This window comes from Streptomyces sp. NPDC051136, assembly GCF_044455745.1.
In the GTDB taxonomy this organism is placed as follows: Bacteria; Actinomycetota; Actinomycetes; order Streptomycetales; family Streptomycetaceae; genus Streptomyces.
The window spans coordinates 524,415-545,817 of the sequence record NZ_JBITFE010000004.1; the positions used below are offsets into that span (position 1 = coordinate 524,415).

At 70.1% G+C, this 21,403-nt stretch carries 16 protein-coding genes and 1 pseudogene; 5 read left to right on the top strand and 12 right to left on the bottom strand.

From position 1 onward, the window contains the following. Positions 1 to 115: 115 nt before the first annotated feature. Positions 116 to 1,438, bottom strand: a complete 1,323-nt coding sequence (locus tag ACIBCJ_RS14835; protein WP_362093342.1) for a diacylglycerol kinase family protein — start codon at positions 1,436 to 1,438, stop codon at positions 116 to 118. A 237-nt stretch (positions 1,439 to 1,675) separates the two neighbouring features. Between ACIBCJ_RS14835 and ACIBCJ_RS14840 the strand changes: the two genes are divergently transcribed. Together ACIBCJ_RS14840 and ACIBCJ_RS14845 are read left to right on the top strand one after the other, a co-directional pair. Further along, positions 1,676 to 3,910, top strand: coding sequence for a SpoIIE family protein phosphatase (locus ACIBCJ_RS14840; protein WP_399282491.1), 2,235 nt, complete (start codon positions 1,676 to 1,678; stop codon positions 3,908 to 3,910). 91 nt (positions 3,911 to 4,001) lie between these two features. Next, entirely contained in the window at positions 4,002 to 4,628 is a 627-nt protein-coding gene (locus ACIBCJ_RS14845) for a TetR/AcrR family transcriptional regulator (protein WP_127436086.1), read from the top strand. A gap of 68 nt (positions 4,629 to 4,696) precedes the next feature. Here the strand turns inward: ACIBCJ_RS14845 and ACIBCJ_RS14850 are convergent, their stop codons facing one another. After that, positions 4,697 to 7,912, bottom strand: coding sequence for a cytochrome P450 (locus ACIBCJ_RS14850; protein ID WP_365978219.1), 3,216 nt, complete (start codon positions 7,910 to 7,912; stop codon positions 4,697 to 4,699). Between the two features lie 251 nt (positions 7,913 to 8,163). Here ACIBCJ_RS14850 and ACIBCJ_RS14855 point away from each other — a divergent pair, with 251 nt between their 5' ends. From ACIBCJ_RS14855 to ccsA, 3 genes and pseudogenes are all read left to right on the top strand, one after another. Next, complete coding sequence (locus ACIBCJ_RS14855) at positions 8,164 to 9,225, top strand: zinc-binding dehydrogenase (RefSeq protein WP_365978220.1); 1,062 nt, start codon at positions 8,164 to 8,166, stop codon at positions 9,223 to 9,225. Positions 9,226 to 9,811: 586 nt separating this feature from the next. Continuing rightward, the gene (locus ACIBCJ_RS14860) at positions 9,812 to 11,206 is read left to right on the top strand and encodes a flavin monoamine oxidase family protein (protein WP_365978221.1); all 1,395 of its coding nucleotides are present in this window, start codon (positions 9,812 to 9,814) and stop codon (positions 11,204 to 11,206) included. A 283-nt stretch (positions 11,207 to 11,489) separates the two neighbouring features. Continuing rightward, positions 11,490 to 11,870: pseudogene (gene ccsA, locus ACIBCJ_RS14865) on the top strand (cytochrome c biogenesis protein CcsA); the annotation flags it as partial. A gap of 1,038 nt (positions 11,871 to 12,908) precedes the next feature. Here ccsA and ACIBCJ_RS14870 read toward each other — a convergent pair. From ACIBCJ_RS14870 to ACIBCJ_RS14915, 10 genes are all read right to left on the bottom strand, one after another. Then, positions 12,909 to 13,121, bottom strand: coding sequence for a heavy-metal-associated domain-containing protein (locus ACIBCJ_RS14870; protein ID WP_362093324.1), 213 nt, complete (start codon positions 13,119 to 13,121; stop codon positions 12,909 to 12,911). A 240-nt stretch (positions 13,122 to 13,361) separates the two neighbouring features. After that, complete coding sequence (locus tag ACIBCJ_RS14875) at positions 13,362 to 13,658, bottom strand: hypothetical protein (RefSeq protein ID WP_362093322.1); 297 nt, start codon at positions 13,656 to 13,658, stop codon at positions 13,362 to 13,364. Positions 13,659 to 13,661: 3 nt separating this feature from the next. Beyond that, the gene (locus tag ACIBCJ_RS14880) at positions 13,662 to 13,877 is read right to left on the bottom strand and encodes a hypothetical protein (RefSeq protein ID WP_362093319.1); all 216 of its coding nucleotides are present in this window, start codon (positions 13,875 to 13,877) and stop codon (positions 13,662 to 13,664) included. A 395-nt stretch (positions 13,878 to 14,272) separates the two neighbouring features. Next, the gene (locus ACIBCJ_RS14885) at positions 14,273 to 14,878 is read right to left on the bottom strand and encodes a sigma-70 family RNA polymerase sigma factor (RefSeq protein ID WP_362093316.1); all 606 of its coding nucleotides are present in this window, start codon (positions 14,876 to 14,878) and stop codon (positions 14,273 to 14,275) included. A 228-nt stretch (positions 14,879 to 15,106) separates the two neighbouring features. Next, positions 15,107 to 15,838 carry a hypothetical protein gene (locus tag ACIBCJ_RS14890; protein WP_365978222.1) on the bottom strand — a complete coding sequence of 244 codons (732 nt, stop codon included), beginning with the start codon at positions 15,836 to 15,838 and terminating at the stop codon, positions 15,107 to 15,109. Between the two features lie 134 nt (positions 15,839 to 15,972). Beyond that, positions 15,973 to 16,515 carry a copper chaperone PCu(A)C gene (locus ACIBCJ_RS14895; RefSeq protein WP_365978223.1) on the bottom strand — a complete coding sequence of 181 codons (543 nt, stop codon included), beginning with the start codon at positions 16,513 to 16,515 and terminating at the stop codon, positions 15,973 to 15,975. After that, the gene (locus tag ACIBCJ_RS14900; protein ID WP_365978224.1) at positions 16,512 to 18,809 is read right to left on the bottom strand and encodes a heavy metal translocating P-type ATPase; all 2,298 of its coding nucleotides are present in this window, start codon (positions 18,807 to 18,809) and stop codon (positions 16,512 to 16,514) included. Before ACIBCJ_RS14900 ends, ACIBCJ_RS14895 begins: the two co-directional genes overlap by 4 nt. Continuing rightward, a complete protein-coding gene (locus tag ACIBCJ_RS14905; RefSeq protein ID WP_365978225.1) occupies positions 18,809 to 19,069 on the bottom strand; it encodes a hypothetical protein in 261 nt (86 codons plus the stop codon). The genes ACIBCJ_RS14900 and ACIBCJ_RS14905 overlap by 1 nt, the downstream gene beginning before the upstream one ends. Before the next feature lie 150 nt (positions 19,070 to 19,219). Then, positions 19,220 to 19,873, bottom strand: coding sequence for a DUF5134 domain-containing protein (locus tag ACIBCJ_RS14910; RefSeq protein WP_365978226.1), 654 nt, complete (start codon positions 19,871 to 19,873; stop codon positions 19,220 to 19,222). After that, a complete protein-coding gene (locus tag ACIBCJ_RS14915) occupies positions 19,870 to 21,216 on the bottom strand; it encodes a PepSY-associated TM helix domain-containing protein (protein WP_365978227.1) in 1,347 nt (448 codons plus the stop codon). The genes ACIBCJ_RS14910 and ACIBCJ_RS14915 overlap by 4 nt, the downstream gene beginning before the upstream one ends. Positions 21,217 to 21,403: the final 187 nt, after the last annotated feature.

Here is a 21,403-nt window from a genome sequence, read left to right on the forward strand (position 1 = left end):
GACTCACGCGCCCTGGTCGGCACCCTCTGCCGGTGGAACGGACGGGCCCGAGGGGCTTGCACGGTGTCGCAGCGAGGCACGGGTCTCACCGAGGAAGGCAGAGACCGTGCTGTGGTCAGGTGCGGCTCTCGCCTGATGCTGTGCGCTCGACGGGACCGCACGCGAGGGCGAGCAGTTTCCGCCAGTCGACGGGGGGCGCCGGTGGCGGTGCGCCGGGGCGGTCGCGTGGCAGCAGCACCCGTAGCGCGCGGGGCCGTACCGAGCACACGACCGGTGTGCGCAGCCACAGCGCCTCCCCGTCGACCGCCACCGGAATCTGCGCCTCCTCGCCGCCCCCCGTCTGCGGGGACTGCGGGCCCCCGGCCGTTACCTCGACCCGCCGCGCGGTCGTCACGGTGAGCCCCGGCGCCTGTGAGCCCCACAGGGCCAGCTGTGCCGCCTGGGCCGCGTTCGCCACGCTGATCCCGATCACACCCAGCTCCCCGTCGTCGAGCACGGGCCGGCGCCCGCCGCCGCTCAGCTCGTCCGGCGAGACGTACGGGTTGTTGCTGATCAACAGCGCCTGCTGGTCCGCAAACCGGGTACCGTCCGCCCACGCGTCGATCCGTCGCGCGCCCTCCCTGGCCAGGAGGTCCGGCATGAGCTTCAGTGCGGTGCCCGTCTTGTCGTCGCGGTATTCGGGGCTCTGCACGATGTCCGCGTACACGCCGAAGGACACCGTGTTGACGAAGGGACGGCCGGAGACGTCGCCGAGATCGACCCGGATCTCCTCGCCGTCGGTCAAGGCATCGAGGCAGCGGGCCGGGTCGGCGCGGTCGAGGCCGAGATCCATGGCGAAGTGATTGCGAGTGCCCGCGGAGATCACGAGGAACGGCAGTCCGTGTTCGGCGGCGACGGCCGCGACCAGTGCCTGAGTACCGTCGCCACCGGCGACACCGAGCAGGTCGGCACCGTCTTCTACAGCCTCTCGGGCCAGTCCGCCCACGTCGACCGGGGCGGACGGGTCCAGCAGGATCACCCGCGCGCCCAGTCGCTCCGCCCGCTTCACGAGGTCGAAGCGGGTGACCTTGCCACCGCCCGACTTCGGATTCATGATCAGCACCGCCCGCCTCGGCGGACGTGCGCGTACGGGCCGCTGCGACCGGGGTGGCCGCGCTCGGTGCAGCGCCGTGCGGCCGCAGGTCACCGCCGTCGCCCAGCACAGGCTGGAGATCAACGCGATCAGCCACAGACCGCTCCGCGCGTAGAACACGAGCACTCCGGCCGGCGCCGCGACGGCCAGGAACGCGCCGAGCAGCCGCACGAGACCGCGCCGGGCCACGAGCCACCAGATGCCTGCGGCGCAGACCACGAGCCCGAGGATCCCGGCCATGACCACGAGCAGTCCGCCCCCGCCCAGCGCGAGCAGCAGCACTACCACGGCGGCGGTTGCCGCCACCACGGCGCACCGCGCGAGCAGCCGGGCTGCCAGCCCGGCCCGCGACCGTGCCTTTCGTGTCCTGCCTATGACCTTCTCCTGAAGGGTGCTGAGCCGTTCTGCCTCACCAGCCTGACTTAGCACCCCTGGCCGAGTGCGTCCCGGACGCCCGTACGGGTGAGCCGGTCAGTCGAGCGCGTCGATCCCCGGCGCGAGACAGCTGAGGGGCTGGCCCCCGCTGCACGAGGGGCGTACGCCATGGGCTTCCCGTACATTCACACTATGGGAACCGACGTCGATGCGTTCCTTGGCCAGCTGGCCCGCCATCTCAGGACACAGGTGGAGAAGCTGGCCGGCCTGCTGCTCCAGCACCTGAACGGCGAACTCCCCGAACTGCGGGAGGAGAGGGAGATCGCGGCTCTGACCTTGGAGGAGACGGCCCAGCACGTCACCACCATTCTGGATCTCCTGGAGCACCAACCTGACGTGAGCGCGTCGAAGGCGCCTTCGGTCGTCTTGGAAGTAGGTCGTCTCTACGCCCGGCGAGGGATCCCGGTGAGCAGACTCCTGCGTGGCTACCGGCTCGGCCACCTCAGCCTGCTCGAAATGGTCCAGGCCGAAGCTCCCCGCCTCACCAGCGACTGGCACATGATCCACCTGGCCGCGATGAGGCTGATCACGATCGGCTTCGACTACGTGGACCGATCCTCGGAGGAGGTCGTCGCCGCCTACCAGGAGGAGCGCGACCATCTCCTCCAGCGCCGACTCGCCCTCACCAACAGGGCGAGCAAGCGGATCGGGACCACGCTCGACGTCACCCGCACCGCACAGGAGTTGACGGAGGTGTGCACCGAGGAATTCGCCGATCTCGTCACCGTCGACCTCTTCGACTCCGCCCTCGACGAAACGGGCACGGGTTCACCGGAAGCCCCGACGCAGCGCCGAGTCGCCCAGCGCTCCGTCCTCGACGGCTGTCCGGAGTCCCTGCTCCGCATCGGTGAGGCCCACTCCTACCCCGACGACTCGGAACCGGCTCGCACACTGGCCACCGGACGATCCGTCCTGCACCACATCGGAAGGACCGAGGTGCCCATGTGGATGGCCCCGTCCGAGTCCCACAGTCAGGCATTGAGCGCCCTCGGCCTCCACTCGGTTCTCCTCGTAGCGCTGCACGCCCGTGGGGAAACACTGGGCCTGGTGCAGTTCTCACGCCACCGCACCTCGGTCCCCTTCGACGACGACGACCTCCTGCTGGCGCAGGAGATCGTCTCCAGGACAGCGGTTTCCATCGACAACGCCCGCCGGTACACCCGTGAGCGCTCCACCGCGCTCGCTCTCCAGCGAACCCTGCTGCCGCGACACACGGTGAAACAGTCGGCCGTCGAAGCGGCCTCGCGATACCTGCCCGCCGGATCCCGCGCTGGTGTGGGCGGTGACTGGTACGACGTGATTCCGCTGTCCGGGGCACGCGTCGCGCTCGTCGTCGGCGACGTGGTCGGACGCGGCCTGCACGCCGCCGCCACCATGGGCCGACTCCGCACAGCCGTCCGCGCCTTCGCCGATATCGACCTCATGCCCGATGAGCTGCTCACGCATCTGGACGACGTGGTCATCCGGATGCAGCGCGAGGAGTCACGGGACGAGGGAGAGACCAGCGCCACCTGCCTGTACGCGATCTACGACCCCGTCTCCCGTCTGTGCTCCGTCGCCAGTGCCGGCCATGTCCCGCCTACCGTGGTGACCCCCTCGACCACCGGCGAGGCCCGGACCGCCAGCGTGGTCGAGCTGTCCGAGGTGTCGGTCGGTCCGCCCCTCGGCCTGGGCGGACTTCCATTCGAGACGACCGAGTTCCAATTGGAGGAGGGCAGCCTGCTGGTCCTGCACACCGATGGGCTGATCGCCGACCGCACGCGTGACGTGGATGTCGCACTCACCACACTGCACGATGTCCTCGCCTCGGCGCCGGAGTCGCTGGAGGAGACCTGCGACCATCTGGTGGCCGCACTGTTGCCCAGCCGACCCGCCGATGACGTCGCCCTGCTGGTTGCCCGGACCCGAGCCCTCGATCCCGACCATGTCGCAGCGATCAACCTGCCGTCCGATCCAGCAGCCGTATCCGGAGCCCGCCGCTTCGCGTCCGACGTACTGGCGGCCTGGGGGCTGGAGGAGATGTCGTTCACCACCGAGCTGGCCGTCAGCGAACTGGTGACGAACGCGATCCGCTACGGCAAGAGCCCCATCCAGCTGCGACTGATCCTCCAGTCGACGCTCACCTGCGAGGTCTCCGACGCCAGTAGCACGGCCCCGCATCTGCGCCGCGCCCGGATCTTCGACGAAGGCGGCCGGGGCCTGCTGCTGGTGGCCCAGCTCACCGATCACTGGGGCGCACGTCACAGTCGTGAGGGGAAAGTCATCTGGGCCGAACAGGCTCTCCCCGCGGACAGCGGGTCCGATCACCGAGCGAACGAAACGCCGCTCGGTCCTCAAGGGTGAGGCGCACGCGACCAGGGCGTGTGCCTGGCTAGTGACACAGTCCTCGATCGGACCGACTTGATCGATCGACTAAGTCGATACACTGGACTGTATGGCTCATGTTTCCGCGGCGGAGCGCCGCCCCCAGTTGATCAAGGCGGCCATCGACCTCATGACCCGGGAGGGCGTCGCCGCGGGAAGCACCCGTGCCATCGCCGCGGAGCTCGGCGTCGCACAGGCCACCGTCCACTACACCTTCGGCACTAAGGAGGATCTCTACCGGGCGGTGATGGACCAGATCACCGACGAGCTGGTCGCACAGGTGCAGCGGGCGGCGCCGGAGGACGCGGGCTTCGAGAAGACCTTCAGCGCCCTGGCGGGGGCCTTGTGGGGCACCGTGCGCGAGCCGACGTCGCACCAGCAGCTGCTCACTGAACTGACCATGTTCGCCCTGCGTGTGCCCGGGCTCAACGAGGCCCGGCAGAGCCATTACCAGCGGGTCATCGAGGTGACCGCACAGGTGATCGCCGAAACCGCGGACAGGACGGGACAGAAACTGGCCGAGTCCCCGGAAACGGTGGCTCGGTTCTTCCTCTCCGGCTTCGACGGACTCACCATGCAGGTCCTGCTGAGTGTGCCGGACGAGGCCACGGAGCGGACGGGCCTCAGTGCACTCGTCGCCGCGACCGTGGCGCTGGCCAAGGGGAGCCTCGACCTCCCCGATGTGCCGACGGACTGACACGACGAGAAGACGGTGGGGGCGCACCTGGAAGGTGCGCCCCCACCGTCTCTGCCTACTCGTGAGACTCAGCCGGCCCAGACGTCCTCGACGTAGCGCCCTGACTCGACGAGCGCCGCGAGCCACGCCACGGCCTGCTCATCGCTCGCCCCGGTCCGTGCACGATAGAGCGCCATGAACGCTTCCCGTACGGCCGGTGCCATACGGCGGCCGTCGCCGCAGATGTAGACGCGTCCGTCGGACTCCAGCACCGACCACACCTCCTCGCTCTCGCGGGCGATGCGCTCCTGGACGAAGCGGGCGCCGTTCTCGGGCGCGTGCATGAAGGTGGGGCGCACGCTGACGGCGCCGGCCGCCTCGGCCGCCTCGAACTCCTCCCGGTGGAGGAAGTCCACGTCGGGATGGTCGCAGCCGAAGTAGCAGAGCAGGGTGCCGGTCGAGCCGGCGTGATGGCGATCGAGGACCGCGCCGCGGAAGGGCGCGAGGCCGGTGCCCGCGCTGATCAGGATCACCGGTACGGAGGTGTCTTCGGGGAGGCGGAAGGACTCGCTGCACGGCAGGACCCGGGCCTGGATCACATCGCCCGCGTTCACCGTCTGAAGGAAGTGCGAGGCGATGCCCCGGAAGGTGCCCTCCCCCGACCGGTGGGGCGCCGCGAGGAGCGACACCATCAGGTCGGCCTCGCCGGGCCGGGCCGCGGCGGACGACGAGATCGAGTAGTGCCGGGGGCGCAGCACCGGCAGCAGCTCCAGGAAGCGTTCGAAGGGCAGTTCGCACGCGCGGTAGCGCTCCACGAGGTCCAGGACGCTGAGCCCCGCGACGGTCACCTGCTCGCGGAAGGTCTCGGCATCGGCGGTGGCGAAGACGGTGAGCGGCTGCTTCTCGGGCGGGCAGGAAGTGTGCTCGGCGAGCACGGCGACCTGCTCCTGGGTTGCCGGGTCCTGCAGCTCGACGAAGTCGGTGAGCAGGCGGCGCAGGGTCAGCGGCCGGTCGACGGGCAGCGCGCTCCGGCTCCGGCGGCGGGCGCGCAGCCGGACCGTGCGGTCCAGGTCGAGGCCGAAGCGGTCGGCGACACGCTGGACGAGGGCTTCGGGATTGCTGGGCAGGACGGCCAGGTGATCGGCGGTGCGGTAGCTGATGCCTTCGGGCAGACGGAGCCGAAGGAACCGCTTGGAGCGTCCGAGTTCGTGGTCGGTGTCGACGAGTTCGTACGCTTCGAGGACCTCCATCGGCTGGACGCCGTGGCGCTCGGCGAGACCGCCGAGGACCGACTCCGAGGTGTCCTCCAGCTCGTACAGCCCTTCTGCTTCCGCCTCCGGTGCGGTGCCTGCCGCTTCGCCGGCGACCGCTGCGCCGTACTCGTCCAGCAGGACCGTCCACAGGTCCGCCGTCCACTGGTCGACCACTCCGCCGAAGTCACCTGAGGCGTCGGCGGCGCCGCGCTCCAGAAGCGGGACGGCGCCGGCGGCGGACAGGCGCTCGTCGATCAGGGTGGGGATGCGCTGGTAGGTCGCAGCCCAGTTGCGGTCACCGACACCGAGGACGGCGTACCGCAGGCCGGCGAGCGAGCCGGGGGCGAGGTTCTCCAGAGCGGCGACGAACTCGGCTGCGTCGTCGGTGGGGCGACCGTTGTAGGAAGCGGCGACGATGACGACGGGGCCCTCGGTACCGGCCAGCCTTTCCGTGTACTCGTTGAGGGAGGCGACGGACGGGGTGAAGCCGTGTTCCTCGCCGTCGCCGCCGAGGTCGCGGGCGATGCCGGCGCAGGTGCCGAGGTTGGATCCGTGCAGCAGGGTCAGCTCGGTGCCGCTCGCACGGCGCGTCACGGTGGCGGTCCGGCCCGCGGCGGGGTCCGCCGTCGTCACGGCGGGCAGGCGCCGTTCGTCGCTGGTGCGGCGGGCGAGCCGGAGGCTGAACTCGTCGGGCTTGATGGTCAGCGTCGACTTGATCTTCAGCTGGTAGTCGGTGTGGTCGATCAGTCGGTAGCGGTGCACCAGCAGGCCCAGCAGCAGGGTGGCCTCGTGCAGCGCGAACTGGCGGCCGATGCAGGCCCGCTCGCCGTTGCCGAACGGCTTGAAGGCGTGGACCGAGCGGGTCGCCTCCCGCTCTGGGGTGAAGCGCTCGGGATCGAACAGCTCGACGTTCTCCCCCCAGGCCGCGTCACGGTGAAGGGCCGAGGTGATCACCATCAGCGACTCGCCCTTGCGTACGGGGTACTTGCCACCGATGACCGTGTCCTCGATCGGCTCGACGGCGAACGCGGGAGCCGTCGGCCACAGCCGCAGGCTCTCGTTGAGCACCTGGCGGATGTAGGTGAGCTTGCCGATGTCGCCGTACCCGGGATCCGGGTCGTCGGTGTCACCCCACAAGGCGTCCACCTCGGCCTGGGCCCGGGCGAGCACCTCCGGATGCTTGGTGAGGTAGTAGAGGGCGAAGGAGAGCGCGCTGCTGGTGGTCTCGTGGCCGGCGATCAGGAAGGTGATCACCTGGTGGCGGATGTTGACGTCGTCCAGCAGCTCGCCGGTGGCGGGGTCCTCGGTGTGCAGCATCAGCCCCATCAGGTCGTCCGTGCTGGTGTCGCCGGAGGCACGGCGCTCCTTGATCACCTCGTCGACGAGGTCGGTCATCAGGTCGACGTCCCTCCGGAACTGCTCGACCTTCTTCCTCTTGAAGAACTCGGAGCCCGGCATGGACTCGCCCTTCTCCTGGGCGAAGACGAGAGCCCGGGCCATCGCGTCGACGAACGGGTGCAGGTCGTTGCGCCGGAAGGACTGGAAGTCGTAGCCGAAGCCGCACAGACCGATCGTGTCGAAGGTCAGCCGAGTCATCTCGTCGGGGACATCCACCGATTGCACCCCGGCGAGCCGGTCCCACTTGTCGATCAGTGAGCGGGCGACCTTGAGCATGGGGGCGTGGTAGCTGCGCATCGCGCCGAGCGAGAACGCGGGCATCAGGATGTCGTGGGCCTTGCGCCAGTTCGGTTCGTGGTTGTAGGCGGTGAACAGGCCGTCCCCGGCCAGGGCCCGAACCTCGACCAGGTCGGCGTGAACGTGCTTGCGGAAACGGGTCTCGTCCGACAGTTCGGTCACGAGGTCCAGGCCGCCGATCATGACGGTGTCCCGCCCGAAGACCCGCAGCCGGTACACAGGCCCGAACTCCCTGAACTCCTTCAGCAGGTAGGCCAGGAAGTCCGCGCCTGCGGGAAGGTTGAACGCGTGGCCTACGAGGGGCAGCGGGGGGCGCTCGGGGATCGCCCGCGCCGCACCTACGGACACCTGAGTCATGAGCGTGCCTTTCGTTTCTCTCCAGCGGTCACCAACCAATCTACACACGACTTTGTCGGTCGAACATGTCAGGTGACTGTATCGAAGGACACAGGCGACTGGGGAACCTGGGATCCGATACGAACGTCCGGCGGCGGCAGCTTGACAGGCGACCTCGTCAACAGACACGGTTAATCGACATGGTCACGCGACCATGTCGTGCGTCTGGGCTGCAGGCGTGCGCTTCTTCCCGAGCCCATCGAGGTTTGCGCATGAACACCATGCTGGCCGGGCGGCTTCGCCTGGACACCCGCACCTTCGCCGTCGAAGAGGTCCCCATCCCGGTTCCCGGCCCGGGCGAAGTCCTCGTCGAAGTGCGGGCCGCCGGCGTCTGCCTGTCCGACATCCATCTGATCGACGGCAGCCTGAGCCCCTTCTACCCCGTGGACACCGTCAAGGACTCCGGTGCCCTCACCCCCGGTCACGAGGTGGCCGGTGTCGTCCACACCGTCGGCCCCGGCGTCAAGGGCAACTGGACTCCCGGCCTGCGCGTCGTACTACAGGCCGGTCAGGCGTGCGGCGACTGCGCCGACTGTCAGCGCCACATGACCTGCCGCCGGCCTCTGACCCGAGGAGTGGACTACGACGGCGGCTGGGCGCAGTACGCCCTCGCCCGGCAGGACACGCTGCTCCCCATCCCGGACCACCTGCCGTTCGACCAGGCCGCGATCATCCCCGACGCCGTCTCCACTCCGTACGCCGCGATCGTCGACACCGGCGCGGTCCGGCCCGCGCAGGCAGTCGGCATCTGGGGAGCCGGCGGTCTCGGCGCCCACGGCATCCGGCTCGCCCGCCTGGCCGGAGCTGCCCCGGTCATCGCCGTCGACCCGCTGGCCTCGGCCCGCGAGCGCGCCCTCCTTTTCGGCGCCGACCACGCGCTGGACCCCACAGCCGGAGACTTCACCGAAGCGGTGCACCAAGCCACGGCAGGCGGGGGCATCGACGTTGCCTTCGACTTCGCCGGCGTCGGAGTGGCCCGAGCCCAGGCCACGACCGTGCTCGGCCCGAACGGCGTCCTGGTCCTCGCCGGCCTCACCCCGGAGCCGGTCACCGTCGCCGACAGCATCGACTTCTGCTTCAACGTCCGGCAGATCCGCGGACACTACGGCTCCGAACCCGAGCACGTGGAACAGCTCGTCCGGCTGGCCGCCGCCGGACGGATCGACCTCGGCCCCTCCGTCAGCGCCCACGTCCCCCTGGCCGACGCCGCGGACGCCGTCGCCCGGCTGGAGAAGAAGATCGGAGACCCGATCCGCCTCGTACTCACCCCCTGAGCACAGCGGGGTGGAGTCCGGATCACCAGGCACATCGCGGCCGATTCCGCCTCCGCCTCCACCACCGCCCGAAGGTCAGCGCCCCCCGGATATTCGGCCACTCCGCGCTGACAGGGCAGCCACTCGGATGCGATGACTACCTATCCAGCCGAGATGCTTCCCTGTTTCACTTCCTTCGAGAGAACAGAAAGCAGCCGAAGCCGGTGTTCGATTACGAGACTGGGCGGCAAGCACGAACACGATCGCCGAATTGTTCGAATCAAGCCACAGGCTTCGGGCATGGTGGGGTATGGCGTGTCACATCGCTCGTCAACCGGTGGTGCCCCGAACTCAGGAGCCGGTGCATCGTGCACTCGCTCCGATCGAGACAGGTGCACTTTTTTGTTGCAGTCGGACTCCACAATTGGGACGGTGGAAACGTCGGAATCGCAGCCAAGAAGGAGTCGGAAACTGGCGCAGAAATCGCCGATTCGGGCGTGGCAAGTCACCATATCTGGCACGGCACATAGCACTCTCGAATCTCTTACTGACCCAATCACCCAATACATCTCGCCATACGCAGACCGCGTGAGTGAAGGAGGAAATCATGTCGAACTCTCTAAAGGGCGGAACCGAGAAAACTGCAGTCGACGTCGTGATCGTCGGTGCCGGCTTCGCCGGCCTGACCGCCGCGGAACGGCTGGTGAACTTGGGCGTGTCGGTCTTGGTCGTGGAAGGTCGCGACCGCGTCGGAGGCCGAGCGTTCTCGGGCGAAGTGGCCGGAGTCAAGGTCGACCTCGGGGCGACGTGGGTCGCACGGCGGCACACTGCCATCCGGGACCTTGCGAGCCGGTTGGGGTGCACCACGACCAGTCAGTTCGACGAGGGCCACAACGTCCTGTGGATGGACGGACAGCGCAGCACCTACACCGGCACCTTCCCCGAGGTCTCACCTGAAGCCTTGGAAGACCTGGCCCGTATTCAGATGGCGGTGGCGGAACTGACTTCGACCATCAACGTCGATGCGGCCTGGGAATCCCCGGACGCCGGGCAGCTCGACGCGATCTCGTTCGGAGAATGGCTCGACCAGCAGCAGGCGACGACGAGCACCCGGGCGCTGATGACCATCCTCACCAAGGTGCAGTGGGGCTGCAGCCCGGGGGACGTCTCTCTGCTGCACGCGTTGCGCTACATTCGCGCTGCAGGGGGCGTGGAGCACATGCTCAGCGTCGAGGACGGTCAGCAAGAGGAGCGAATCACCGAAACGACTCAAGAGATCGCCGTGAGGCTCGCCGAGCGACTCGGCGACAGGGTTGTCGTCGGTGCCCCTGTTCGACGAATCACCCAGGACGACGGCGGCGTCACGGTCAGCACCGACTCGAAAGTGATCAACGCCAAGTACGCCATCGTCACTGCCGCCCCCTCACACCGCGCCGACATCGACTTCGAGCCTGCCCTTCCTGACAAGGCAGAAGGGCTCGCGAAGACGTGGCGTCTGGGCACGCTGAGCAAGGCGTTCGTCGCCTATGAGAAGCCCTTCTGGCGGAGCAGCGGGCTTTCGGGTGAGGCACTGACCGACACCGGGACCGTTTTCATCACCTTCGACGTTTCGCCCGATGACAACGGACCGGGCGTCCTGATGGCCTTCTGCGACCCCCGCGTATTCGACGGTTTCAACTCGGCGGATCGACGTCGCCGGGTGATCGACCAGCTCGTCGAGCTGTACGGCGCTCAGGCGAGCACCCCCATCGACTACGTGGACCACTGCTGGGGCCCGGCGTCCGAACCGTTCGCCCCGGGAGGGCCGAACCCTGCTGTAGCCCCCTATGCATCCGTCAGTTACGGCAGCGCCCTCACGGAGCCTCACGGGCGCATCCACTGGGCTGGGGTAGAAACCGCCGGCGAGTGGGCCGGAACCATGAATGGCGCCGTGCTCACGGGTCAGCAGGCCGCCGAGCGGGTCGCACAGCGGCTCGGAGGGCGCGCCGACAAGGGTGCGTGATAGGCAGCGCTGCAGGGAGCCGATTTCGGCAGGCCGAACGGGAAGGCGCAGCAGGCAGCTGCGTCGGCGAGAACGCCGCCGAATCGGCTCCTGGCATCGCTAGTGCTGCGGGGGGGGGCAGGCTTCGCACCCCCGTCTCATCGCCGTCGCAGGGCATCTACCCACTTCCCCATCACCGCTCAAGGGCTCACAGTCGGGTTCGTGGTCCTCCAGGAACCCGACCGGGCCTAGCACGTCGCAACCGAGAAGGAACTCGCCCGGGCCAAGAGATACTCCCCCGGCGTACAACATCACGCTCACGACGACCGTCGTCGGCGTGTACCTCGTCCTGCTGGCCCTGAAGAAGAACGTCCGCTGGCTCGGCCTGCCGCTGGCCACCACGGTCCTGCTCGACCTCGGCCTCGCCGTCACGGTCCTCTACACGGCGAGCGACCAGCTGGTGCCCGCCCTGCACTCGTACTGGCTGTACATCCACGTCTCCACCGCGATCTTCTGCAGCGCGGTCTTCTACGTCGGCGCGGTCGGCACGCTCCTGTACCTCTTCAAGGATGGCTACGAGAGCAAGCTCGCCTCCGGCGGCACGCCCGGGCGCTTCGCCGACTCCGTCCTGGACCGGCTGCCCTCCGCCGCCTCCCTCGACAAGTTCTCCTACCGCGTCAACGCTGAACAGCGCTGGAAGACAGACTGCATGACGAGCCGAACGCGTCACGCGTGCCCGCACAGTCAACTTCACGGTGATGCCCCACCGGAGCGCTCCGGTGGGGCTTCGTTTCATGGCTCCGGGCAGAGGCCCGCCAAGGATGCTCCCCGGCGGGACCTCGATCTATCACCGGCGCTATCACGCGTCTGTCACCAACTACGCCGACGCCACCGGACCACAAAGCCCTGACCTGCTGCAACGCACACACCATGGACAGGCGTGGACGCCCGAAGACGGTCACTACAACTTGTGCCAGGTGGTACCCAGTGAGGGACCGAGGATCAGAACGGGGGCGTCTTCTGGTCCGTCAAAGCGGTATTGCAGGGTGTTCGGCGGTGTCTCACTCACGGCTCCGACCCTCTCACGTCTCACGGACGCCCCTGTAACGCGGGGGTAAGGGAAACCTGTCTGACCAGGTTGAAGACCTCGCGGGTTGCGTACCCCTTGAGGCACCGGATGATCTCGCGTCGGGTCTTGGCTTCCGCGGTGCGGCGTTCGTAGTACGTCTGGGTGCGTGGGTCGTGGCGCAGTCGGGTGAACACAGAGTGACGGCGCTGTCCGGGCCGATGCCCACCGGTTCGAGCAGTTGTGGAGCGTGGAGCTCGACGAGCCGGGTCAGGCGTTGGTTCAGCTCGTTGATCTGAGCGGTGAGCTGTTCGATGCGCTCGGCGAGCATGCGTAACGTCATGTAGGTGGCCTGGGCCACCGCGTCCTCGTCTCCCCCACCGTCGGGTGTGCCGGGGCGCGCGCAGGTGCGGTACAGCTCGGCGGCGCCGAGACTCGACAGCCGTTCCTGCAGGGAGGGTTCGGCGATGGCCAGGACAGCCTTGAGCTGGTTGATCGCCTGGGTGCGGGCCTTGACCGCGGAGTCCTTGGCGAGCTTGTGGATCCGGGCGGTGTGAAGGGGAGGCCGTGGCTGCTCTTGGCCTCTCGCCCCCCCTTCCACGGCTCCGGCCGAGAGACGGTCCGCGGAACCGCCCGGCGGCACCACGGGTGCGCTCGTCAGGCCGCGGCCCCTTCGGCCACCTCGTACCCTGCCTCCACGATCGCCGCGCGCAGCCGGGTGTCGTCCAGGTCGGTGCCGCCGACGGCGACCGAGCCCGCGGCGACGTCGACGTCCACCTCGGTGACTCCCGGGACCTGGGAGACCTCCTCGGTGATGCTTGCGGCGCAGTGTCCACAGCTCATGCCGGTGACGAGGTACTTACGGGTCATGGCGCGACTCCTGGGTGCGACGGGGCGCGTAGTGCGCCCCTTGATACGGAGGCACCGGGACGACTGTTCGTCCGGTGCTGTCCGTCACTCAGTCGCAGTGCTCCCCAGCCGAGTTCCCGCCTGTGTCACGGTTCACCTGTCCGGACGGACATGCCCCTCGGGCCTGCTGGCGTTCGTCCGCGCTCCGTGGCACCGACCGCTACCGGTATGTGACTGGCCGTCGTACGGGCCCGGCCGCGGTCAGTCCTTCGGAGTCGGAGACGGCCGCGTGGTCGGTGGGCCGGACACCGCCCGGTGCACCAGCAGATGGAGCAGACCGCTGACAGCAAGACCGAGCAGGCCGCCGACGCCCGCGCCTGCCGTGCCCGCCACCACCGCGCCCAGCCAGCCGTAGCCTCCGGCCAGCACGATCACTGTGACGGCCGACAGCAGCCAGGCCGGGCTCCGCTTTTCCCGGGGGCGTCCGACCGGCCTCCCGGCGTCCTCCTCGTCCCAGGGGCGCCACTCCTGCGGGAGGTCGTGCCGTGTACGTGGCATCGGTCAGGCCGTCGCTATGCCGTCCAGCTTGCCGGCCTTCGCCTCCTCCACGATGGAGGCGAACTGTACGGCGCTCATCTCGACACGCTGGCCGAAGTCGTCGGTGAGGAGCACGCGGCGCTCCGCAGGTGCGCTCGGGTCGACGAACAGTTGTGGGCAACCGCAGTTGCAGTTGCCGCAGAACGTGGCCAACGGCTCAAGACCGGAGATGTCGCTCATTGTGCACTCCCTCTCGGGGACAGATCGGGCACCACCGGAAGACCTACCCCGGGCCCGCGACGCGACCCGCCCGCACGCTCGGTTGCGGAAGCACGGTGCCGCGCTCTCCTGCGCCGGTTCGCCCCCGGTGCTTCCGTTGTCCCGGAGCACGCTGGAACCAGATACGCATTTTCAACGACCAACTGAAGAGAGCCCGTTCGGGCGTCGAGGAACTCGACGCGGTCGGGCTGCGGGAGGTGCGCGGCTTCCAGGCGTCCCACCGTACGAGGCCCCGGAGCCCGTCCAGGGCACCGGGGCCTGACGTCGGCCATCAGGTTCAGCTTTCGGCGGCTTCGGTGAGAGTTCCCGGCGGCACAGCAGGTCTCGAAGGACCGGGTCGGCGTGGACCTTCCCGGTCAGGCCGCGAGGACGCTCGGCGCCTCGGCCTCCCGCAGCAGCCGCTCCAGAGTCACGCGGGCGCGGGACACCCGGGAGCGGACCGTCCCGACCGGACAGCCGACGAAGCCGGCCGCCTCTTCGTACGACAGTCCGACGATCTGGGTCAGCAGGAACGCCTCCCGGCGTGCGTCGGGCAGGGCCTCCAGCAGTTCGAGCAGGGCCACGCCGTCGTCGAAGCCCGGCAGGCCGCGCGGTTGCGCACGCTCCTGTGCCGTACGCCAGTCGACGGCGTCCGCGATCCGGGGGCGGACCGCGGCACGGCGCAGGCTGTCCACGACCGCGCGACGGGCGATCGACATCAGCCAGGTACGGGCCGAGGACCGGCCTTCGAAGTGGTGCAGGCTGCCGAGCGCCCGCACGAAGGTGTCCTGGGTCAGGTCATGGGCGGCCTGCGGATCGCCGCTGAGGTAGGTGACGTAGCGCAGCACGTCACCGTGGAGCGCGCGGACGAAGTGGTCGGCGGCGTCGGGATCGCCTCCCCGGGCAGCCAGCGCCCAGGCGGTCGCCGACGCGTCCGCGGCGGCACGGCCCGCCCGGGGAGCGGGCAGGACAGAAGTCGTCATGTGAGGTCCTTCTCGGATCTTCCGGTGTCCGGCCTCCAGGGCACGGCTGACCGGGTACATGGGTGCGTCCGTACGCGAGAGGTACGGCGATACCGGAGCCCAGGGGACCCGTCCGCTCACACCGGCTACCAGAGCGCGGCGGGACGGTGGACGGGCCGCCGACCGAGCCCCGTGCGCGAAGGCGGCACAAGGCTCGTGGCGAGGTGACTCCGGGTGGTTCCGGCTGTCTCAGACGACAGCGGCACCCACGGGTGGCCCGCGGAAGGTGACGGAGGAGCACAGGAGCAGCCGCACCGCGGCGTTGACGACGGCGGTACGGCGCCTGCGTACGGAAGGAGGGCGCACGGGGGTGGGCAGCGCCAGCAGCAGCCGCAGGGGTGCCGCCAGCCAGGACGCCGCCGCCCGCAGGACCTGGAAGACGGCCCGCTCGCCGTGGGCCAACCACAGCCCGCACAGGACCGCGGCCAGCACGTGCGCGGCGAACATGCCGACCGAGGAAGCGCCGCTCATGCTGTGCACGTGCCCCAGGCCGGGCATACCGTGGCCCGCGTGGACACTGGCCCCCATGTCCATCCCGCCCATGGAACCCATGTCCATCGCATCCATGCGCATGGAGTGGGTGCCCACGGAACCCATGGGCATGGAGTGGGTGCCCATGGAACCGGTGCCCGTGGAGGCCGGCGAATGCGAACCCGGCAACGCCGCGAACGTCTGCGCCTTGGAGAAGGTCTCGTGCAGCACGAGCTGCGCGGCGGTCACGACCGTGACGATCAGCGGGAGCCCACGCTCCCGCCCGGCGAGCAGCCAGCCCACCGCGCCGGTCGCGCCCGCTCCGGCGGCCAGGGTCCACCAGGGCACGGGCGCCCCCGACATGGTGGCGTGTCCGAGGGCGGCGAGCAGCACGCAGACGGCGGCGAAAACGCCGGCCCGCACCGCACGGCACCACCCTCGGACAGTCATGGTCCGCCCATCCTCGCACCCGGCATCCGGTCGTCGTCAGGAAGTACGCACGAACACCCGTCCTGCGACTCACCCGCCATGGGGTGACTCACATCCCACCCGGCGTGCGGGAACTCGCCGCGCCCGGGCGACGACTACTCGAAGGAGACCGCACCGGGCCGCACGACCACGGCCGGCACCTCGACGGTGCCGCTGCGCCGGAACTCCAGGGTGAACGTCACGAGATCGCCCGATTCCCACGAGGCCGAGGGCACGGGCACCGTCAGGTCCACTCCGTGCGGCGACATGTCCAGGCCGGCGCCCGCCGCGACGGAGACGGAGTCGATCTCCGACCGGTAGGCGGAGTTCCCCTGCCCCATCCGGTGCTGGGAGAGCGAGATCTCCCCGAAGACGCCGCGGGCCGTGACCCGGACCAGGGTGTCGGCCGAACCGCCCTCGTTGGCGATGTCGAAGAAGGCGGCGGTCTCCGGTACTCCCGCGGACGGCATGAGGACGCGACCGTGCGTGACGTCGATGCGCGCCGGGCTGCCGGCCCGGCCGGTGCCGACCCAGGTGGTCAGACCGGCCAGCGTCACGCTGCAGGCGGCGACGGGTACCAGAGTGGCGAGCGCGCCGTCCCGAAGCCGTCGCCGGTCGAGACGCCTGCGCGCCGAGGCCCTGTCCTTGATCCACTTCATCGCACGCCCGCCTTCCCGTCACGCCTGCCGTGATGGTTCCGGCCGCCACGGGCCGGTGCGGGCTGCCAACTGCGCAGCCGCAGGCTGTTGGCCACGACCAGCACCGAGCTCATCGACATGGCCGCGGCGGCGACCATGGGATCGAGCAGGCCGACCATCGCCGGCGGCACCGTGACGACGTTGTAGCCGAACGCCCACGCCAGGTTGGCCCGGATCGTGCCGAGGGTGCGCCGGGCGAGTCGGACGGCGTCGACGAGCGCCTCTATGTCTCCGCGTGCCAGGGTCAGATCGGCCGCGCCGATGGCCACATCGGTGCCACTGCCCATGGCGATGCCCAGGTCTGCGGCGGCCAGTGCGGCGGCGTCGTTGACCCCGTCGCCGACCACCGCGACCCGTGCGCCCTCGTCCTTCAGCTCCTGTACGAGGGCGGCCTTGCCCTCCGGTGTGCACCGGGCGTGCACCTCGTCGATCCTGAGCGCGGCGGCGACGGCGTCGGCCGGTGCCCTGCGGTCGCCGGTGGCGAGCACGGGGCGGATCCCGAGCCGGCGCAGCCGGTCCACGGCCCGGTAGGCGTCCGGGCGCAGCAGATCGCCGACGGCGATCAGCGCCTTGGGGCGGCCGTCGACCTGCACCACAACAGGTGTGTGCGCGGCCTCTTCCGCGGCGGCCAGCGCCTTGGCCAGGGTGCGCGGCAGCTTGCCGTCCGGCGCGCCCACCTCGACCGCGTGACCGTCGACCCGGCCGCTGACGCCGTGTCCCGGGGTCGCGGTGAAGTCCGACACGTCCGGCAGGGGTCCGGCGTGCAGGGTGCGGCGGGCGTACGCGACCACCGCCCGTCCGATCGGATGCTCGGAGCCCTGCTCCACCGCCGCCGCGAGACGCAGTACGTCGTCCGGCCCGAGGGCGCCCGGCAGCGCGGTCGTCGTGGCCACCGTCATGTGGCCGGTCGTCAGCGTGCCGGTCTTGTCGAGGACGACGGTGTCCACGTGCTGGAGCGCCTCCAGGGTCTGCGGTCCGCTGACCAGGACGCCCAGTTGGGCTCCGCGCCCGGTGGCGGCCATCAGCGCGGTCGGCGTCGCCAGACCGAGGGCGCAGGGGCAGGCCACGACGAGGACGGCGACGCAGGCCGTGAGGGCGGCCTGCGGGTCGGCGCCGGCCCCCAGCCAGAATCCGAGGACGGTCACGGCGATGGTCAGGACGGCGGGGACGAACACCCCGGCGACCGCGTCGGCGAGCCGCTGCGCACGCGCCTTGCCGGCCTGGGCCTCGGTCACGAGCGTGGTGATCCGGGAGAGCCGGGTGTCCGCTCCGACCGCGGTGGCCGTGACGAGCAGCAGACCGCCTTCGTTGACGGCGCCGCCGACCAGGGCCGAGCCGGGGGACACCTCAACCGGCTTGCTCTCGCCGGTGACCAGGGACAGGTTCACGGCGGAGCTTCCCTCGGCGACCCGTCCGTCGGTGGCGACCCGTTCGCCGGGGCGCACCAGGAAGACCTGCCCCACCCGCAGGTGCTCGATGGGAATCGACCGTTCACCGTGTTCGTCGCGTACGGACACGCGCTTGGCGGCGAGTTCGGCCAGGGAACGCAGGGCGGCCCCGGTCCCCCGCTTGGCCCGTGCTTCCAGGAAGCGTCCGGTGAGTACGAACAGCGGCACGCTCACGGCGGCTTCGAGGTACAGGTGGGTCATGCCTTCGGAGACCGAGGGCACCAGGCTGAACGACATCCGCATCCCGGGCTCGCCGGCTCCGCCGAAGAACAGCGCGTACACCGACCAGGAGAAGGAGGCCACGACCCCGAGCGAGACCAGGGTGTCCATGGTGGCCGAGGAGTGCCGCAGCCCTCGCAGTGCCCGGAGGTGGAACGGCCATGCGCTCCACACCACGACCGGGGCGGCGAGTACGAAGCACAGCCACTGCCAGTTGCGGAACTGGAGGGCCGGGACCATCGACAGCACGAGTACCGGCACCGCCAGCAGCGCGGTGACCAGCAGCCGTTCCCGCTCACGCCGGGCCTCGCTGTCGTCCTGCTCCACCTGTTCGGCCTCCGGGTCACCCTCGGGCGGCACGGGCAGCGCGGCCCGGTAGCCGGCCTGCTCGACCGCGGTGACGAGGTCCCCGGGGGCGACGTCGGCCGGGTGGCTCACCCGGGCGAGCCCGGTGGCCAGGTTGACCGTGGCGGTGACGCCGTCCAGCTTGGCGAGCTTCCTCTCCACCCGGCGTACACAGGCCGCGCAGGTCATCCCGCCCACGGTGATGTCGGTGACCACGAGACTCGCCGTCGGTTCGCCCGCCATCAGTGACTACTCCCGTGGTTCATGCCCGGCATGTCCTCCATGTCTCCACCCGTGCCGTGCGTGTCGCCACCGCTTCCTCCTCCGCCGGATCCACCGGTGCCGTGTATGCCGGGAGCCACGGGACCGGCCGCCGTACCGACGGCGTAGGACACCGAGAACGCCAGCACGAGCAGCAGCAGGAAGCCGCAGAGCGCGGGAGGGGGAAGAAGACTGCGGGCGGTCACCCCGGCGGGGCGGGGTGACGGCGGGGCATCGGCCATGTCCGGCCTTTCCTGATCGCTTCGAACCGGCCTGCCGCCGAGGGCGGGCTCAGCCGTGTCGCTCCAGTAGTCGGGCGAAGGATGCGGCGAGTTCCGACGATCAAACGTGATCCGCGTCTCAACGCGCCGTCGGTGGGGCGAAGGACGGCCTCACAGGAGGAGAACGAACATCACCGCCATGCCCACGGCCATCGCGGCATGGCAGGCCGGCTCGGCCGCCTCCTCCCGTGGGGGAACGGCGGTGCCACCGGCCGACGGCACGCCCTCGCGCCCCCGGTCGAACGCCCGGGCCAGCCACAGCAGCCCGAACGCGGCGAGTACGGCGGCCAGCAGACCGGCGGTCCACTGCTGTCCCACCCCGCTCAGCGACATCATGCCGAGCGAGCCCGGGCCAGACATGTCCATCCCCGCCATGTCGTGGTGCCCGCCCCCGGAGCCGCCGGCGGCCATCGCGGAGCCGTCCATCACGGCCACCATCCATGCCATGGCCAGCATCATCACGACGTGCGGGACAGCGACGAAGAGTCCTGCCCGGAGCGAGTCCGTTCCCGGAGGGCGGAACACCGCCGCGGCCGCGAACCACAGGGCCCCCACCGAGAAGAGGACGATCTGCGGACCGGTGGGCAGATCCATGCCCCAGGGCCAGGCCATCGCGGCCATCGCCGCCCCCATGACGGCGTGCAGGAGGTGCCCCACCCGGTGGGGGAACGTACGTCCGGGCCTCGTCGTCGACCAGAGCGCTTGGAGGGCGGGCAGGACGAACAGGGCCGTGAGGATCCACCTGAGACCGGTCGCGTTGATCACGCCGCCGCCTCCGTCCGGTCGGTGCGGCGCCGCTGCACGTGGCCGAGGAGCGTGTCGACGGCGATGAAGCACAGCAGGGGCAGGCCGAACAGGGGTATGTAGTAGCCGATCACGGCGGCGATCAGGACGGCGGGCGCCAGGAACCAGCCCGGCAACCGTCGCCAGGCCCCGCGTGCGGGTGCTCGTCCGAGCGCGAAGCCCTCGGTGCGGGTGGGCCTGCGCAGCCACCACATGCGGTACCCCCACAGGAGCATGCCGATGAGGGCGAGTGCGAGGAGGGCGAGGACGATCTGATTGGCCAGGCCGAAGAGCAGGCCCATGTGGGCGTCGATGCCCCAGCTCGTCATCTTGGCGAGGAGGGGGTAGTCGGCCCAGTTCGCGCGGTCGGTGATCGTGCCGGTGGCGGGGTCGACGGCCACGGTGTCGTGGCGCTCGGGCCAGGAGCGGGTGTTCTCCTTGACCACGTAGGTGGCCTGGTCCTCGGTCGGTGGCGACACGTTCATCACACCGCGCAGCCCGGCCGCGTGCGCGGCGGCCACGACCGCGTCGATGCCGACGTCGTTCACGGCTGCCGGACCGGCGCCGGGCTTCCCGTCGGCGGCGGGCAGGCTCGTGGAGACGGCCGGGCTGGGACCGGCCAGGGCCGACTGGATCTCCCCGATGCCGGCACCGGCGTGCACGGACCAGGTCATGCCGGTGACGGACAGTCCGAGCAGACCGGCCGAGGCCCACACTCCGACCACGGCGTGCCAGGACATGGTGCGCTTGCGCCCCTTCGGGCCGCCCTGGGGGACCACGATCCGCCGGATCCGGTTGCGGGCGCGGGGAGTCGTCAGCCACAGGGCGAGGCCGCCGAGGATCTCCACCCACAGCCAACTGGCGGCGATCTCGCTGTAGACGCGGCCGGGTTCACCGAGGTTCAGATGCCGGTGCAGCCCGTCCACCCAGGCTCGCACGGGCATCCACCAGCCCGCGAAGGTGCGTTCCTGGCCGAGGACCTCACTGGTGTACGGGTTCACGAACGCGGTCTGCGTGTAGTTGTCCGGCAGTCCCGGTTTCCCGAAGACGACCCTGGTGCTGTCGGTACGGCCGGGCGCCGGGGTCACCGACACCAACGTCCCCTCCGGAACCGCCTTGCGTGCGGCGGCCACCTGGGCCGACAGCGCGTCGGGGTCGCCGTCGGGGGTCACGTGCAACTCGTGCCGGTAGACCACCGCCTCGATCTGCGGTGTCGCCGTGTACAGCAACCCGGTGACCGCCGCCACCAGGAGGAAGGGGCCGATGAGGACGCCCGCGTAGAAGTGGAGCCGCAGCAGGAGCGGGCGCAAGGCGTTCCAGGACATGGAGGGAGGTTTCGTCGCCCCCTCGGTCGCCGCCGGCCCGGACGGTGCACTCACCCCGTCCGCTTCGGACGTGCCGGCCCATGGGTCCGCGGGGAGTATGTCGGCTGCGTCTCGCACCGTGCGGCTGTCCGCCATGCCGGCCCTTTCTGTCACCACGGCTCCTGCCGCATCGATGGTCCGGTGCAGT